Consider the following 15,250-nt stretch of genomic DNA (forward strand, 5'->3'; position numbering starts at 1 on the left):
ATTAGAAAACGGCACGGAGTGTTCCCGTAACGCCGCCAGCAAAGCCGCGGCATTGGCGCCACGGCAATCCACAACTGTTCGGGCTCCGGCGGCACGCGCCATCTCGGCAACCCTTGGGCTTGGAACAAACAACGGTAACCGCGCCAGGGCCGGCCACGCTTCGCCGGCCAGCCGCTGCAGATGCTCGAAGCCCTGCCCACTGCTGACCACCAGTGCGTTCAAGCGTTCCGCTTCGACTATCGCCGGCAACGCCCCTTCACCGTAACTGGGCAGGTGGCGGCGGTACAATTCCAGATAATCGACACTAGCACCTTGCTCGCGCAAACGCTCTGCCAGCAAGCCACGCCCGCCTTCGCCCCGCACGATCAAGACCTTGGGGTCGGGCCGCGAAACAGCCTGGCGCAAGACCAAGTGTTCCAGCAAGGCTTCGCTGTCGTCGCCGTTATCGGGATAAAACACCGTGAGGCCGGCATCGGCAAGGATCTGTCCGGTGGCCGCGCCCACGCTGAACCAGGGTTGGTCCGGAGGCTGGGGCCAGTGTTGGCGCAGCAGCTCGAGGCACAGGCGTGCGGCCGGCTTGCTGACCACGATCACGGCAGAGTATTGATCCAGTGCCAGGAATATCGCCCGCCCGGCCTCGGACAGCGGAACCGGCTCGATATCCAGCAACGGCAGGCTGCTGCTGTAGACCCCCGCTTCGGCCAGGACAGCCGCCAGCGCCGACGACTCGTCCGCCGGCCGGGTGAGCAACAGCCGCCAACCCGTCACGCGTGGCCGGCCTCGCCGTAGACCGCCTTGAGAATGTCGGCGGCGCCCTGGCTCAACAAGTCTTCAGCCACCCGCACGCCCAACGCCTCGGCATCCTGGCGCGGTGCCCGGGCTTCGGCGCTGAGCAGCCGGCCCCCGTTGGGATCCCCCACCAGGCCGCGCAACCAGACCTGTTCGCCCTCCAACACGGCGTAACAGGCGATCGGCACTTGGCAGCCGCCATTGAGGTGTTTGTTCAGCGCGCGTTCGGCGAATACTCGCGTGGCGGTGTCTGCATGGTGCAGCGGCGCCAGCAGGGCGTGGATGTCGCTGTCGGCGCTGCGGCACTCGATACCCACCGCCCCTTGCCCACCGGCCGGCAGGCTGTCGTCGACGCTGATGGCCGAGGTGATGCGGTCTTCGAAGCCCAGGCGGATCAGGCCGGCGGCGGCGAGGATGATGGCGTCGTACTCACCGGCATCGAGCTTGGCCAGGCGCGTGTTGACGTTGCCGCGCAGGAAACGGATTTGCAGGTCCGGACGACGCGTCAGCAATTGGGCCTGGCGACGCAGGCTGGACGTACCGACCACGCTCCCGGCAGGCAACGCCTCAAGGCTGGCAAAGGTGTTGGAGACGAACGCATCGCGCGGGTCTTCCCGCTCGCAGATGCAAAACAGGCCCAGGCCTTCGGGAAAGTCCATGGGCACGTCTTTCATCGAATGCACGGCGATGTCGGCTTCGTTGTCCAGCAGCGCGGTTTCCAGCTCCTTGACGAACAGCCCCTTGCCGCCGATTTTCGACAGGGGCGAGTCCAGCAGCTTGTCACCGCGACTGACCATGGGCACCAGGGTCACGATCAGGCCGGGATGGGCCGATTCCAGGCGGGCTTTGACGTATTCGGCCTGCCAGAGGGCCAAGGCACTTTTACGGGTGGCGATGCGGATCTCGCGAGGGGACATGGATCAATCCGTACTTAAAAGATACGGCAGATAATAACAGCTCAGTCAAAACCGCTTTGATTTGAATCACGACCCCAAGGCCTCCCTGGCCGCCAGATCCTGGAAATGAAACGCGTTGAACGCCTTGGACCGCCTGGCTTAAAGCTGCTGCATCATCTTGCGCACGCCGGCCACGTGCCGCCGGCTGACAATCAGCGCGTCGCCATTGAGGCCTTTGAGGAACAGTTGGAAATGCCCAAGGGGGGTGCGTTGCAAACGCTCGATGCGCTCGCGGGCCACGAGGGCGTTGCGGTGGATGCGTACAAAGCGTTCGCCGAACTCGTCTTCAAGGGCCTTGAGAGGTTCGTCCAGCAACACCTCGCCACTCTCATGGCGCAAGGTCACGTATTTATGGTCGGCAATGAAATAGACCACCTGGTTCAAGGGGATCAACTCGATGCCTTTGCGGGTGCGCGCACTGATGTGGCTGCGTGGGCCACTGCCGCTTTCGGCGGCCGGACGGGTCAGCGCCGCCAGTTGCACGCGGTTGGGTCGCTCGGCCTTGCGCAAGGCTTCGAGCAACGCCTCGGACGCCACCGGCTTGACCAGGTAGCCCACGGCACCGGCCTGCAACACCTCGGGTGGAAAGTCGTCCCGGGTGGTACAGAACACCACGGCGGGCGGCGACTCTCGTTCGCACAACTTCGCCGCCACCTGCAGGCCGTCCAGGCCAGGCATGCGAATGTCGAGCAGCACGATATCCGGCTTGTGGCTGTCAATAAGGGCCAATGCCTCGTCGCCATTGGTGGCGCTCGGCTCCAGGACACTGTAACCCTCGAGCTCGCCAACCATTCGGCTCAGGCGCTCGCGGGCCAGTGGTTCGTCATCAACGATCAGGACATTCATATTGCGCTGGATTCCTGCGTGAGTCTCGCACAAGGATAGCGTAGACAGGGGAAGTGACATCCGTCACCGCGATCCACGCTAAGACTCGCTCGAGGGCCAAAAAGTGCCGCGAGGCGGTTGCCTATCTTTACCAGCGCTTGCCGACCGATGCCCGAGGCCCGTTGTCGCACGGCGTTGCCGTAGGGATTGTTAACTGTCGATCTGACCAATATGAGCTCCCCCTTTTTCTATGTGTCCGGTGCGCCATGGATGGAAAAAGCAAAAGTCCTACCGTCCACTGTAGACGGTTGCCACGACGATATTGCTCAATTGAAAAATATCGTTGTGCGAAAACCCGGTTGGATCCCAGGCCTCGATCGAAAAAACCTGCCGACCAGTGCCAGCGCCAGTCCCGGCAACCCTGCTATCATCCGCCGCAGCCTTTAACCGCTACTTTTTCCACAGCCGATCACGAGCGAATTCATGAGCACTGACAAGACCAATCAGTCCTGGGGCGGCCGCTTCAGTGAACCCGTCGACGCCTTCGTCGCCCGCTTCACCGCCTCCGTCAACTTTGACCAGCGCCTGTATCGCCACGACATCATGGGCTCGATCGCCCACGCCACCATGTTGGCCAAGGTCGGCGTGCTGACCGATGCCGAGCGCGACAGCATCATCGATGGCCTGAAGACCATCGAGACGGAAATCGAGGCCGGCCAGTTCGACTGGCGCGTCGACCTTGAAGATGTGCACATGAACATCGAAGCACGCCTGACCGACCGCATTGGCGTGACCGGCAAGAAGCTGCACACCGGCCGCAGCCGCAACGACCAGGTCGCCACCGACATCCGCCTGTGGCTGCGGGATGAAATCGACCTGATCCTGGGCGAAATCACGCGCTTGCAAAAAGGCCTGCTGGAACAGGCCGAGCGCGAGGCCGAAAGCATCATGCCGGGCTTCACGCACCTGCAGACGGCTCAGCCTGTAACGTTTGGGCATCACATGCTGGCCTGGTTCGAAATGCTCAGCCGCGACTACGAGCGCCTGGTGGACTGCCGCAAGCGCACCAACCGCATGCCCCTGGGCAGCGCCGCGCTGGCCGGCACCACGTACCCGATCGATCGTGAATACACCGCGCAACTGCTGGGCTTCGACGCCGTGGGCGGCAATTCGCTGGATAACGTCTCGGACCGCGATTTCGCCATCGAATTCTGCGCCGCCGCGAGCATCGCGATGATGCACCTGTCGCGCTTCTCCGAAGAGCTGGTGCTGTGGACCAGCGCACAGTTCCAATTCATCGATTTGCCCGACCGCTTCTGCACCGGCAGCTCGATCATGCCGCAAAAGAAAAACCCCGACGTGCCGGAACTGGTGCGCGGCAAGAGCGGCCGGGTGTTCGGCGCACTGATGGGCCTGTTGACCCTGATGAAAGGCCAGCCGCTGGCCTACAACAAGGACAACCAGGAAGACAAGGAACCGCTGTTCGACGCCGCCGACACCTTGCGCGACTCGCTGCGGGCCTTCGCCGACATGATCCCGGCCATCAAGCCCAAGCACGCGGTGATGCGCGAAGCGGCCCTGCGCGGCTTCTCCACCGCCACCGACCTGGCCGACTACCTGGTGCGCCGTGGCCTGCCGTTCCGTGATTGCCACGAAATTGTCGGCCATGCCGTGAAATACGGCGTGGACACCGGCAAGGACCTGGCGGAAATGAGCCTGGACGAACTGCGCCGGTTCAGCGACCAGATCGAGCAGGACGTGTTTGCCGTGCTGACCCTCGAAGGCTCGGTCAATGCCCGTGACCACATCGGCGGCACCGCGCCGGCGCAGGTCAAGGCAGCGGTTGTGCGCGGCCAGGCGTTGCTCGCCAGCCGCTAAAAGCCAGAAGCATCGCGAGCAAGCTCGCTCCCACAATGGATCTACGGTGAACACACCCTTTGTGAACATTCAGAGATTCAAATGTGGGAGCGAGCTTGCTCGCGATAGCTGACTTCAAATCACCGAAAAGCTCACTTCTTGGCGGCAATCATCGCCAAAAACGCCGGCATCTCTGCCTCCCTGTCTGCAGCGATCCGCCGCACGTTCGGGTTCTGCTCCAAGCGCTCCATCAGCGCCTTGGCCGCCGGCATGTCCGCCAGCCAATCGATATCGAAGACCTTCCTGCCCACTTGCAAGGCCAGCGAAAGGCTGTAGTAGAAATACAGGTCGGCAATGCTCAGGCTGTCGCCCGCCACATAGGGCGAGAATTTGCCGTGCCGGCCGAGCGAGGCGAACCCCAGCAGCAATTCGGACTTGGACTTTTCCTTGATGGCATCGGCCACTGTCATGCCGAAAAACGCCTCGCCATAGCAGGCCCGCCCCGGCAGCTCGATGTACAGCTCGATTTCCCGGCACAAGGCCAACACCTGGGCGCGCTCGAACGGGTCGGTCGGCAGCAGGGTTTTACCCGATTGGGTTTGCTCGATGTATTCGAGAATGACGCTGGTCTCGTTGATAAAACCCTGCTCGGTCTTCAACACCGGCACCTTGCCGCGCGGGCTGATGGCCAGGGCTTCCGGGGTCTGGCTACCAAAGAACTGCACTTCTTCGAAGGGCACGCCCTTCTCCAACAGTGCCAGCTTGACCATGTTGTAATAATTACTGACAGAGAAACCATAAAGCTTGAGCATTACAAAGCCTCCAGGCCGTGCGGGGTTGGCAGCCTTGCGTTATAGACCGTCGAGGGGGTTCTTGCCAGGCGCATCACGCCGCTGAATGCAGGTAAACTGGCGACCTTTCTTACAGGAGCCTGCCATGAGCGAGCCAACCGACATCGACAACGACGAAGAAGAATTCGTCGAGAACACGCTGATCCAAGCCATCGAAAACCAGATCGAAAGTGACAATCCGCCTGCGGCCAAGGCCACTTTCAACAAGTTGACCCTGGTCGGTTATGAGCGCGAAGAAATCCTCAATCTGATGGCCCATGTGCTGGCGGTGGAGATCGATGCGATCCTGGAAGAAGATCGCCCGTTCGATACCCAATGGTACGAAGCCGCATTGCGCGCCCTGCCTGAGTTGCCGCCGGAAAAGAACTGAACCGACAGGCAAAGTTGCTTCTGTGGCGAGGGAGCTTGCTCCCGCTGGGGCGCGAAGCGGCCCCAATAGCTTAACGACTGCTGCGCAGCCGAACGGGAGCAAGCTCCCTCGCCACGACAAATGGCTTCTCTTGCCACCCAAAACAAAAAAACCATGACACTGACACTGGACAGCTCGGCCGAGTGCGCTCACCTTAGTGACGCTGTCGACCAAATTCCTAGAAAGTCTGGAGTCCTTATGTCGCTTACCCCTGAGCTGGTTGCCGAACTGGAAATCCTTGCACTCTTCAACCTGGACAGTTCCCAGGAAGGCCTGAAAATTCATCAGACCGCTGCCCCTAAAGCGATTGCCGCTGCCCAACGCTTGTACGAGAAAGACCTGATCACCCAGCCCGACGGTGGTTACCTGACCAGCCTGGGACGGGATGCCGCCCAAAATGTCCAAACCGTCCTGACGATACTCAGCGTTCAACAAGAAGCCGCCTGATCCCCCTGCCGCCCACGGAAATCTCCTCTACGGGATTTCCGCAGGCGCACTGGCGCCCGGCGTAAAGAACCGGCATCAAAAATCCTGTTTTCAGCTTAAGTATTCCCAAGACCGGGCGCTAACCTGCCATCACCCCACGTTCGACGCCGCGAGCCGGTTTGAGCTGACATGACCCGCAATCACGAAATACGCCCCGATCTGGACGAGGGAATCGACCGCAAGGTGCTGAGCCAGTTGCGCGCACGTTTTCTCAAGCTCAACACCGTGCGACTGGAGCGCGCCCTCGAAGGCCTGTCGCCCCGCCAGCAAGGCGTACTGACGCTGCTGCCGCTGTTTTTCCACGTCAACCATCCGCTGCTGCCCGGCTACGTCTCCGGCAGCACGCCCGCCGGGCTGTCGAACTACGAACCTGACGCCAACGTCCTTGCCGAAGCCCAGCGGCTGACCCGTTCGTTTTCCTACAAGCCCCGGCACGGCAGCAACCCGCCGCGGCCGATCCTTGGCCTGTTCCTGATGGGCAGCCTCGGCACCCTGGCCCAGGCCGACCAGAGCGACATGGACGTGTGGGTGTGCCACGGGCCGGACCTGAGCGACGATGAACTGGCCGAGCTGCGCAAGAAATGCCAATTGCTGGAGATCTGGGCCGCGACCCAGGGCGCCGAAGCCCACTTTTTCCTGATCGACCCGGCGCGTTTCGTGCGGGGCGAGCGGGACAACCAGCTCAGCTCCGACGATTGCGGCACCACCCAGCATTACCTGCTGCTGGACGAGTTCTACCGCACTGCGATCTGGCTGGCCGGGCGCACGCCGATCTGGTGGCTGGTGCCGGTCTATGAAGAAGAGAACTACGAGCAGTACACCCATACGCTGATGTCCAAGCGCTTCATTCGCGCGGATGAAACCCTGGACCTGGGACACCTGGCCTATATTCCGCCGGGCGAATTCGTCGGCGCCGGGCTCTGGCAGCTGTTCAAGGGTATCGAATCGCCCTACAAGTCCGTGCTCAAGCTGCTGCTGACCGAGGTCTATGCCAGCGAACACCCGAACGTGCGCTGCCTGAGCCTGCGCTTCAAACAGGCCGTGTTCGCCAATCGCCTGGACCTGGAAGAGCTGGACCCGTACATGCTGGTTTACCGCCGCATCGAGGAATACCTCAATGCCCGTGGCGAACCCGAACGCCTGGAGTTGATCCGCCGTGCGCTGTACCTGAAGGTCAATCGCAAACTCACCGGCCAGGCGCGCAGCAGTGGCTGGCAACGGGTGCTGCTTGAGCGACTGGCCCGGGAATGGGGCTGGGACCAGCGTCAACTGGCATTACTGGACAGCCGCAGCCAGTGGAAAGTCCGCCAGGTCAGCCACGAGCGGCGCGCACTGGTCAACGAACTCACCCACAGCTACCGCTTCCTGACCCAGTTCGCCCGCACCGAGAAAACCGTCAGCCTGATCAACAAGCGCGATCTCAACGTGCTTGGCCGGCGCTTGTATGCCGCCTTTGAGCGCAAGGCCGACAAGGTCGAGTTCATCAACCCCGGTATCGCGCCGGATCTGGCCGAAGACACCCTGACGCTGGTCCAATCACCCAACAAGAAGGAACCGGGGCAGAACCAGTGGGGCCTGTACAACGGCAGCCTCAACGCCCTGGAGTGGGAGAACTTCGCGCCCATCAAGCGTTGCCGCGAGTTGCTGGAGCTGCTGACCTGGTGCCATCGCAACGGCGTGATCGACAGCAGCACGCGCCTGGCGCTGCACCCAGGTGACAGCGACCTGAGCGAGTTCGAACTGTTCAACCTGCTGGGCAGCCTGCAACAGTCCATCGCCCTGCCCCTGGTCACGGTGGATGAAGCGCAGTTACTGCGCGCCAGCGTGCCCAGCGAAGTGCTGATCCTGGTGAACGTCGGCGTCGATCCGCTCAAGCACCATCGCGACCTGAATATCCTGATGACCACCGAGCGTACCGACTCCCTGAGCTATGCCGGGGTCCGGGAAAACCTGGTGCTGACCCTCGACCAGGTTACGCTCAACAGTTGGAATGAAGTGCTGGTCAACCGTTTCGACGGCGAACACGCCCTGCTCGACTGCCTGCGCGACTACCTCAACGACCTGCCCGTCACCCAGCGCCAGCCGCGCTTGCAGGTGCGCTGCTTCTGCCACAACCGCGCCCAATTCATTGCGCGGCGTGTCGAGGAAGTGATCGAAACGGCGCAGACCCTGCTGTTGAGCAGGCTCAATCACCGCTACCTGCTTCAGGTCCAGCAGCATTACCACGTGCTGGAACTGGTGCCCGGTCATGTCAATCACGTGGCCCTGGGCAGTTTGTCGGCGCTGATGGATTACCTGGGCGAGGAACTGACGGCCTACAGCCCCTTGCACCTGGACCCGATGGCCCTGGAAGACCACGACCTGGCGCTGATCCTGCCCATGGGCCAGCCCGAGTGCATCCAGGTGTTCTACCGGACCAACGAGGACGAAGCCGATCTGTACGTGCTCGATGAATTCAACGCGCTGTGGCAACAACACCTGCCCTATCACGACGAACAAAGCCTGCTGGTGCCGCTGCAGCGCTTTCTGCAATCGGTGCTGTACCGTCGCGACGCCCTGCTGCCGCTGGACGCCGCCCAGCCGCTGACCCTGGAAACCCTCTACTACCAGTTGCTGCCTTCAGGTGGCCGGGCGCGCCGGATCGAAGCGCGGCAAGCCCCACAGACACCGGTCAACAAGCCGTTCTATGACGTGCAGGCGATCATCGGCAAGGCGGCGCACGGGCAGGTGCACGTCACCCTGTACTGCGATCAGCAGGAGTTTTCCGAACTGGAGCATGGCGACCAACTGTTCCGCGTGGTCGCCAGGGAGATCGTCGAACAGCGCCGCGAAGCCCAGCGCTATCGCTGCTACATCACCGACCTGGACCTCTCGGGGCTGGTGGGCGATGGGGCCTGCTCAAGCAATTTGTACCTGCGCTACAAGGCCGACCTGGAACGCGCCCTGAACGAGGCGCTGGCCCTGGTCTGAAGCACCCGGGCACTCAGAGGTGGAAGTCGCCGCCTGCTTCGGGCTGGTACTCGACGTCCAGCAAGGTCAGCTTCAACGTCTTGCCGCCCGGGGCCGGCCAGTCGATGTGCTGGCCGACCTTCAGGCCCAGCAAGGCACTGCCCACCGGCGCCAGGATCGAGATCCGGCCTTCGTCGGCATTGGCGTCCTGTGGATAAACCAACGTCAGGTGATAGTCCTTGCCGCTGCTTTCTTCGCGGCAGTGCACACGCGAGTTCATGGTCACGACATCGGCAGGCACTTCTTCGTGGCCCACCACGTTCTCGGCGCGATCCAGTTCGGTTTGCAACGCAATCACGCCTGGCAGCGTTTCATCAAGACTGTCGATCAGGCGTTCCAGACGCTGTACGTCCAGGCGGGTAAGGGTGATGGAAGGTGCGGTCATGATCCAGGCAGACTCCTTTCTTCTGCACAAAAAAAGCAAAACCCCGCCACAAAAAGGCGGGGTTTTCACGGGCCTCGACGAATTGAGGCGTAGCCGGACACTATCACAGCTCAATAAATAAACAAGACGGGCGGGGTCTAGCCGTGCCAATAGGTCGCTCACGAACAAACGAATGTGAGATGCCGAACCCTCGCCACAAAAGCTTCCAAGGCCAATGGTTACCTCAGAGATTTGCGCTTAGCCGCCTCTGCACAAATGACCCGCCGGCGCTCATCATCGGCCGAGCGCCATTCGCGGATATCTTCCACATGGCGGAAACAGCCGAGGCAGACCTTCTGTTCATCCAGCTTGCACACGCTGGTGCACGGCGACGGCACGGCGGGGCTGACGTTGCTGTAGAGCGGCTTGGGAGGCCGTGGCGGGGCGGTCTGGATCACGCCGTCACAAGCCTTCGAACTCGAGTTCCACGTCCGCCTGCTGCTTGACGATGCGCTCGAGCATCTCGCCCAGTTGCTCTTCGCTCTTGTCGCACATCCAGCGCTCGCTTTCCTCGTCGTAGTCGAAATGAAAGCCGCCGGAGACCGCCGCCAGCCACAGCTGCCGCAACGGCTCCTGGCGACTGAAGATCAGTTGGCTGCCGTTTTCGAACTTGACGGTGAGTACACCGGCGGAGATTTCCAGGTCAATGTCCAGGCCACTGTCATCGAACACATCTTCCAGCGTTTGCTGGGTCGCATCGACCAGATCGTGGAAACGGGCTTCACTCAAACTCATTTGCGGCAACCTCGAAAATGTCTGCTCATGCTCAAGCGCCGCAAGATACGGACGCCGCCCGGCGATTGCAAAGGATATACCGATCAACGACAACAGTGCCGCCGGACGGGCGCCCCGTTGCATAGGCAAGCTGACGGGTGGCCGGTATACTCCGGCGCAATTAACGCATTTTCAAGGATTTCGCCATGAAGCGCCTGATCTCTTCCCTTGCTGCGCTCGTCGCGGTTGCCTGCCTCGTGACAGCCTGTGGTCAAAAAGGTCCGCTGTACCTGCCTGATGACAGCAAGTCCCCTGAAGAACAGGCCAAGTCGTCGCAATCCAAGACACACTCGCACGACACCCACACCACTTACTAAGGGAACGCCATGGACGCTTTTAACTACCGTGGCGGGGAGCTGTTCGCGGAAGGGATTGCCCTGTCCGCGATCGCCGAACGTTTCGGCACGCCGACCTACGTCTATTCCCGTGCCCACATCGAAGCCCAGTATCGGACGTTCGCCGATGCTCTCGACGGGGTGCCGCACCTGGTGTGTTTCGCCGTCAAGGCCAACTCCAACCTGGGTGTGCTCAATATCCTGGCGCGCCTGGGGGCCGGTTTTGACATCGTCTCCGGTGGCGAGCTCGAGCGCGTGCTGGCCGCGGGCGGCAGCGCCGACAAGATCGTGTTCTCCGGCGTCGGCAAGACCCGCGAAGACATGCGCCGCGCCCTGGAAGTCGGCGTGCACTGCTTCAACATCGAATCCACCGATGAGCTGGAGCGCCTGCAGGTTGTCGCCGCCGAGCTGGGCGTTCGCGCGCCGGTTTCCCTGCGCGTGAACCCGGACGTCGACGCTGGCACCCACCCGTACATTTCCACCGGCCTGAAGGAAAACAAGTTCGGCATCGCCATTGCCGACGCCGAGGACGTGTACGTACGCGCCGCCCAGCTGCCGAACCTGGAAGTGCTGGGTGTCGATTGCCACATCGGCTCGCAACTGACCACCCTCGAACCCTTCATCGATGCCCTCGACCGCCTGCTGGCGCTGGTCGATCGCCTCGGCGACTGCGGCATCTACCTGCGCCACATCGACCTGGGTGGCGGTGTCGGCGTGCGCTATCGCGATGAAGAGCCGCCGCTGGTGGCCGACTACATCAAGGCGGTACGCGAGCGCCTCGAAGGCCGTGACCTGGCGCTGATGTTCGAGCCCGGCCGCTATATCGTGGCCAATGCCGGCGTGCTGCTGACCCAGGTCGAATACCTCAAGCACACCGAGCACAAGGATTTCGCCATCGTCGATGCGGCGATGAACGACCTGATCCGCCCGGCGCTCTACCAGGCGTGGATGGACGTCACCGCCGTGCGCCCTCGCGACACCGCGGCCCGCCCCTACGACATCGTCGGGCCGATCTGCGAAACCGGTGACTTCCTGGCCAAGGGTCGGGAGCTGGCGCTGGAAGAAGGCGACTTGCTGGCCGTGCATTCGGCCGGTGCCTACGGGTTTGTCATGAGTTCCAACTACAACACCCGCGGCCGTTGCGCCGAGGTGCTGGTGGACGGTGATCAGGCATTCGAAGTGCGTCGCCGCGAGACGGTAGCCGAGTTGTTTGCCGGCGAAAGCCTGCTGCCGGAGTAAAACCATGCTGCTGCGTTTTACCAAGATGCACGGCCTGGGCAATGACTTCATGGTCCTCGACCTGGTCAGCCAGCACGCGCATATCCTGCCCAAGCATGCCAAGCAATGGGGAGACCGGCACACCGGTATCGGTTTCGACCAGTTGCTGATCGTCGAGGCGCCCAACAACCCGGACGTGGATTTCCGTTATCGGATCTTCAACGCCGACGGTTCGGAAGTGGAGCAATGCGGCAACGGCGCGCGCTGCTTCGCCCGCTTCGTGCTGGACAAGCGCCTGACCGCCAAGCGGCAGATCCGCGTCGAGACCAAGAGCGGCATCATCGAACTGGATGTGCGCAGCGACGGCCAGATCGGCGTCAACATGGGCGCTCCGCGCCTGGTACCGGCGGACATTCCATTCGAAGCGCCGGCCCAGGCCCTGAGCTATCCGTTGGAAGTCGATGGCAACACGGTGGAACTGGCGGCAGTCTCCATGGGCAACCCCCATGCCGTGCTGCGAGTGGCCGATATCAACAGCGCCCCGGTGCATGAGCTGGGGCCGAAAATCGAACACCATCCGCGCTTCCCCGCGCGGGTGAATGTCGGTTTCCTGCAAGTCATCGACCGTCACCGCGCACAATTGCGCGTCTGGGAGCGCGGTGCCGGGGAAACCCAGGCCTGCGGTACCGGCGCCTGTGCCGCTGCCGTCGCTGCGATCAGCCAGGGGTGGATGGATTCGCCATTGTTGATCGACCTGCCCGGCGGGCGCCTGTCCATCGAATGGGCGGGCCCTGGCCAACCGGTGATGATGACCGGCCCGGCAGTGCGCGTATACGAAGGACAAGTTCGTCTTTGAGTGAGCCAAACCCATGACCGATCAGCCACAGGTTCCAGCCCCACAGCCCGACGAATCTCCCAGCCTTCCAGAAGTCGCGGCGGTGACCGCTTACCTGGAGGCTCATCCGGACTTCTTCGTCGAGCATGAAGAACTGCTTGCGACGATGCGCATCCCCCACCGGCGCGGCGACACCGTGTCGCTGGTGGAGCACCAGATGAAGATCCTGCGCGAGCGCAACATCGAAATGCGCCATCGTCTTTCGCACCTGATGGACGTGGCCCGGGACAACGACCGGCTCTTCGACAAGACCCGTCGGCTGATCCTGGCCCTGATGGACGCCAGCACCCTCGAAGACCTGGTCATGAGCGTCGAAGACAGCCTGCGCCAGGACTTCCAGGTGCCCTTTGTCAGCCTGATCCTGTTTGGCGACAACGCCATGCCGGTGGGCCGCTGGGTGACCCACGCCGAAGCGCAGACGGCCATCGGCGGCCTGCTCACGGAAAACAAAAGCGTCAGCGGCAGCCTGCGCGAACATGAGCTGGACTTCCTGTTCGGCGAAGAACAGCGCAAGCAGATCGGCTCCACCGCCGTCGTCGCCATCGCCCACCAGGGCGTGCATGGGGTACTGGCCATCGCCAGCCGCGATCCGCAGCACTACAAGAGTTCGGTGGGCACACTGTTCTTGAGCTACATCGCCGAAGTCACCGGCCGGGTGCTACCAAGAGTCGCCGGTTCGCTGCGCTCGGTACGCTGATGATGGAGCGGCAACTGGACGCCTACTGCGAACACCTGCGCAGTGAGCGCCAGGTGTCGCCCCACACGTTGTTGGCCTATCGCCGCGACCTGGAAAAAGTGCTGGGCTGGTGCCAGAAGCAGAACATCGGCAGTTGGTCGGCCCTGGACATCCAGCGCTTGCGCAGCCTGATCGCCCGCCTGCATCAACAGGGACAGTCCTCCCGCAGCCTGGCGCGACTGTTGTCGGCGGTGCGCGGCCTGTATCACTACCTCAATCGCGAAGGCCTGTGCGATCACGATCCGGCTACCGGCCTGGCACCGCCCAAGGGCGAACGCCGGCTGCCGAAGACCCTCGACACCGACCGCGCCCTGCAATTGCTTGAAGGCGCCGTCGAAGATGACTTCCTGGCCCGGCGCGACCAGGCGATTCTCGAGCTGTTCTATTCTTCCGGCCTGCGGCTTTCGGAGCTGACGGGGCTTAACCTGGATCAACTGGACCTGGCCGACGGCATGGTCCAGGTGCTTGGCAAGGGCAGCAAGACCCGCCTGCTGCCTGTCGGCCGCAAGGCCCGTGAAGCCCTGGAACTGTGGCTGCCCCTGCGGGCCCTGGCCAACCCCGCCGACGACGCGGTATTCGTCAGCCAACGCGGTCGACGCCTCGGCCCGCGGGCGATTCAGTTGCGGGTCAAGGCCGCCGGCGAACGCGAGTTGGGGCAGAACCTGCACCCGCACATGCTCAGGCACTCCTTCGCCAGCCATCTGCTGGAATCCTCTCAGGACCTGCGCGCCGTTCAAGAGCTGCTGGGCCACTCGGACATCAAGACGACCCAGATCTACACCCACCTGGACTTCCAGCACCTGGCGACGGTCTACGACAGTGCCCACCCCAGGGCCAAACGCATCAAGGGCGACGAATCATGACCATCGAACTCATCACTTTCGACCTGGACGACACCCTGTGGGACACCGCCCCGGTGATCGCCAGCGCCGAAGCCATACTCCGCCAATGGCTGAGCGACAACGCACCGAACCTGGGCGGGCTGCCGGTGGAGCATCTTTTTTCGATTCGCGAGCAAGTGTTGCACGAAGAACCCAACCTCAAGCATCGCATCAGTGCGCTGCGCCGGCGGGTGCTGTTCCGTGCCTTGCAGGAAGCCGGCTACGACCAGTGGCATGCCTCTGAACTGGCGGACCAGGCCTTCGAGACGTTCCTGCACGCCCGTCATCAGCTGGAGATTTTTCCCGAGGTGCAGCCCACCCTGGAAATCCTGGCCAATCATTTCGCCCTCGGCGTGGTCACCAATGGCAACGCCGACGTGCGACGCCTGGGGCTGGCGGACTACTTCAAGTTCGCCTTGTGCGCCGAAGACATCGGCATCGCCAAGCCTGACGCCCGGCTGTTCCACGAAGCCCTGCAGCGCGGCGGCGCCACGGCACAGACCGCCGTGCACGTTGGCGATCACCCGGGCGACGACATCGCCGGCGCCCAACAGGCCGGCCTGCGCGCGGTGTGGTTCAACCCGGCAGGCAAGCCCTGGAATGCCGACCATGTACCGGATGCGGAAATTCGCAGCCTGACCGAACTGCCGGGGCTGTTGGCAGGTTGGCATAGCCAACCCTGAACCCTGCTTCGCAACCGCCAAAGCCCTCTGTGGGAGCGAGCTTGCTCGCGATGACGGCGGCACATCCAACATCAATGCCAACAGACCCACCGCTATCGCGAGCAAGCTCGCTCCCACCCTGG

At 62.6% G+C, this 15,250-nt stretch carries 17 protein-coding genes and 1 pseudogene; 11 read left to right on the top strand and 7 right to left on the bottom strand.

What is annotated here, in order from left to right; genetic code table 11:
• Positions 1-21: 21 nt before the first annotated feature.
• From ACZ5M5_RS29470 to ACZ5M5_RS29480, 3 genes and pseudogenes are all read right to left on the bottom strand, one after another.
• A pseudogene (locus ACZ5M5_RS29470) lies at positions 22-768 on the bottom strand (uroporphyrinogen-III synthase); the annotation flags it as partial.
• A complete protein-coding gene (gene hemC / locus ACZ5M5_RS29475; protein ID WP_060740101.1) occupies positions 765-1,706 on the bottom strand; it encodes a hydroxymethylbilane synthase in 942 nt (313 codons plus the stop codon). The gene hemC and the pseudogene ACZ5M5_RS29470, both read right to left, overlap by 4 nt.
• 138 nt (positions 1,707-1,844) lie before the next feature.
• The gene (locus tag ACZ5M5_RS29480) at positions 1,845-2,591 is read right to left on the bottom strand and encodes a LytR/AlgR family response regulator transcription factor (protein ID WP_060740100.1); all 747 of its coding nucleotides are present in this window, start codon (positions 2,589-2,591) and stop codon (positions 1,845-1,847) included.
• A gap of 249 nt (positions 2,592-2,840) precedes the next feature.
• Here ACZ5M5_RS29480 and ACZ5M5_RS29485 point away from each other — a divergent pair, with 249 nt between their 5' ends.
• Positions 2,841-3,017 (top strand): hypothetical protein, encoded by a 177-nt coding sequence (locus ACZ5M5_RS29485; RefSeq protein WP_158249665.1) that lies wholly within the window; start codon positions 2,841-2,843, stop codon positions 3,015-3,017.
• Between the two features lie 36 nt (positions 3,018-3,053).
• A complete protein-coding gene (argH, locus tag ACZ5M5_RS29490) occupies positions 3,054-4,448 on the top strand; it encodes an argininosuccinate lyase (protein ID WP_092174831.1) in 1,395 nt (464 codons plus the stop codon).
• A gap of 131 nt (positions 4,449-4,579) precedes the next feature.
• Here the strand turns inward: argH and ACZ5M5_RS29495 are convergent, their stop codons facing one another.
• Complete coding sequence (locus tag ACZ5M5_RS29495) at positions 4,580-5,239, bottom strand: glutathione S-transferase family protein (protein ID WP_103310265.1); 660 nt, start codon at positions 5,237-5,239, stop codon at positions 4,580-4,582.
• A 124-nt stretch (positions 5,240-5,363) separates the two neighbouring features.
• Between ACZ5M5_RS29495 and ACZ5M5_RS29500 the strand changes: the two genes are divergently transcribed.
• The 3 genes from ACZ5M5_RS29500 (at position 5,364) to ACZ5M5_RS29510 (ending at position 9,143) form a co-directional block, all read left to right on the top strand.
• Positions 5,364-5,648 (top strand): hypothetical protein, encoded by a 285-nt coding sequence (locus ACZ5M5_RS29500; RefSeq protein WP_060740097.1) that lies wholly within the window; start codon positions 5,364-5,366, stop codon positions 5,646-5,648.
• A gap of 237 nt (positions 5,649-5,885) precedes the next feature.
• Positions 5,886-6,134 (top strand): TIGR02647 family protein, encoded by a 249-nt coding sequence (locus ACZ5M5_RS29505; protein WP_060740096.1) that lies wholly within the window; start codon positions 5,886-5,888, stop codon positions 6,132-6,134.
• A gap of 168 nt (positions 6,135-6,302) precedes the next feature.
• Positions 6,303-9,143, top strand: coding sequence for a class I adenylate cyclase (locus ACZ5M5_RS29510; RefSeq protein ID WP_464738323.1), 2,841 nt, complete (start codon positions 6,303-6,305; stop codon positions 9,141-9,143).
• Positions 9,144-9,156: 13 nt separating this feature from the next.
• Here ACZ5M5_RS29510 and rnk read toward each other — a convergent pair whose 3' ends face one another.
• From rnk to cyaY, 3 genes are all read right to left on the bottom strand, one after another.
• Positions 9,157-9,567, bottom strand: a complete 411-nt coding sequence (gene rnk / locus ACZ5M5_RS29515) for a nucleoside diphosphate kinase regulator (RefSeq protein WP_060740094.1) — start codon at positions 9,565-9,567, stop codon at positions 9,157-9,159.
• A gap of 218 nt (positions 9,568-9,785) precedes the next feature.
• Positions 9,786-10,004, bottom strand: a complete 219-nt coding sequence (locus ACZ5M5_RS29520; RefSeq protein WP_060740093.1) for a DUF1289 domain-containing protein — start codon at positions 10,002-10,004, stop codon at positions 9,786-9,788.
• A gap of 4 nt (positions 10,005-10,008) precedes the next feature.
• On the bottom strand, positions 10,009-10,341 hold the full coding sequence (gene cyaY / locus ACZ5M5_RS29525; protein ID WP_464738324.1) for an iron donor protein CyaY: 333 nt from the start codon (positions 10,339-10,341) through the stop codon (positions 10,009-10,011).
• 185 nt (positions 10,342-10,526) lie between these two features.
• Between cyaY and lptM the strand changes: the two genes are divergently transcribed.
• From lptM to ACZ5M5_RS29555, 6 genes are read left to right on the top strand one after another with little or no spacing between them, the layout of a single operon-like run.
• The gene (lptM, locus tag ACZ5M5_RS29530; protein ID WP_072406122.1) at positions 10,527-10,697 is read left to right on the top strand and encodes an LPS translocon maturation chaperone LptM; all 171 of its coding nucleotides are present in this window, start codon (positions 10,527-10,529) and stop codon (positions 10,695-10,697) included.
• A gap of 9 nt (positions 10,698-10,706) precedes the next feature.
• Positions 10,707-11,954, top strand: coding sequence for a diaminopimelate decarboxylase (lysA, locus tag ACZ5M5_RS29535; protein ID WP_464738325.1), 1,248 nt, complete (start codon positions 10,707-10,709; stop codon positions 11,952-11,954).
• A gap of 4 nt (positions 11,955-11,958) precedes the next feature.
• Entirely contained in the window at positions 11,959-12,789 is an 831-nt protein-coding gene (dapF, locus tag ACZ5M5_RS29540; protein WP_060740090.1) for a diaminopimelate epimerase, read from the top strand.
• A 13-nt stretch (positions 12,790-12,802) separates the two neighbouring features.
• The gene (locus tag ACZ5M5_RS29545) at positions 12,803-13,525 is read left to right on the top strand and encodes a DUF484 family protein (RefSeq protein ID WP_060740089.1); all 723 of its coding nucleotides are present in this window, start codon (positions 12,803-12,805) and stop codon (positions 13,523-13,525) included.
• A 2-nt stretch (positions 13,526-13,527) separates the two neighbouring features.
• Positions 13,528-14,427, top strand: coding sequence for a tyrosine recombinase XerC (xerC, locus tag ACZ5M5_RS29550; protein ID WP_060740088.1), 900 nt, complete (start codon positions 13,528-13,530; stop codon positions 14,425-14,427).
• The gene (locus ACZ5M5_RS29555; RefSeq protein WP_464738326.1) at positions 14,424-15,128 is read left to right on the top strand and encodes an HAD family hydrolase; all 705 of its coding nucleotides are present in this window, start codon (positions 14,424-14,426) and stop codon (positions 15,126-15,128) included. The genes xerC and ACZ5M5_RS29555 overlap by 4 nt, the downstream gene beginning before the upstream one ends.
• Positions 15,129-15,250 lie beyond the last annotated feature (122 nt).

Source organism: Pseudomonas sp. Van50 (assembly GCF_055390755.1).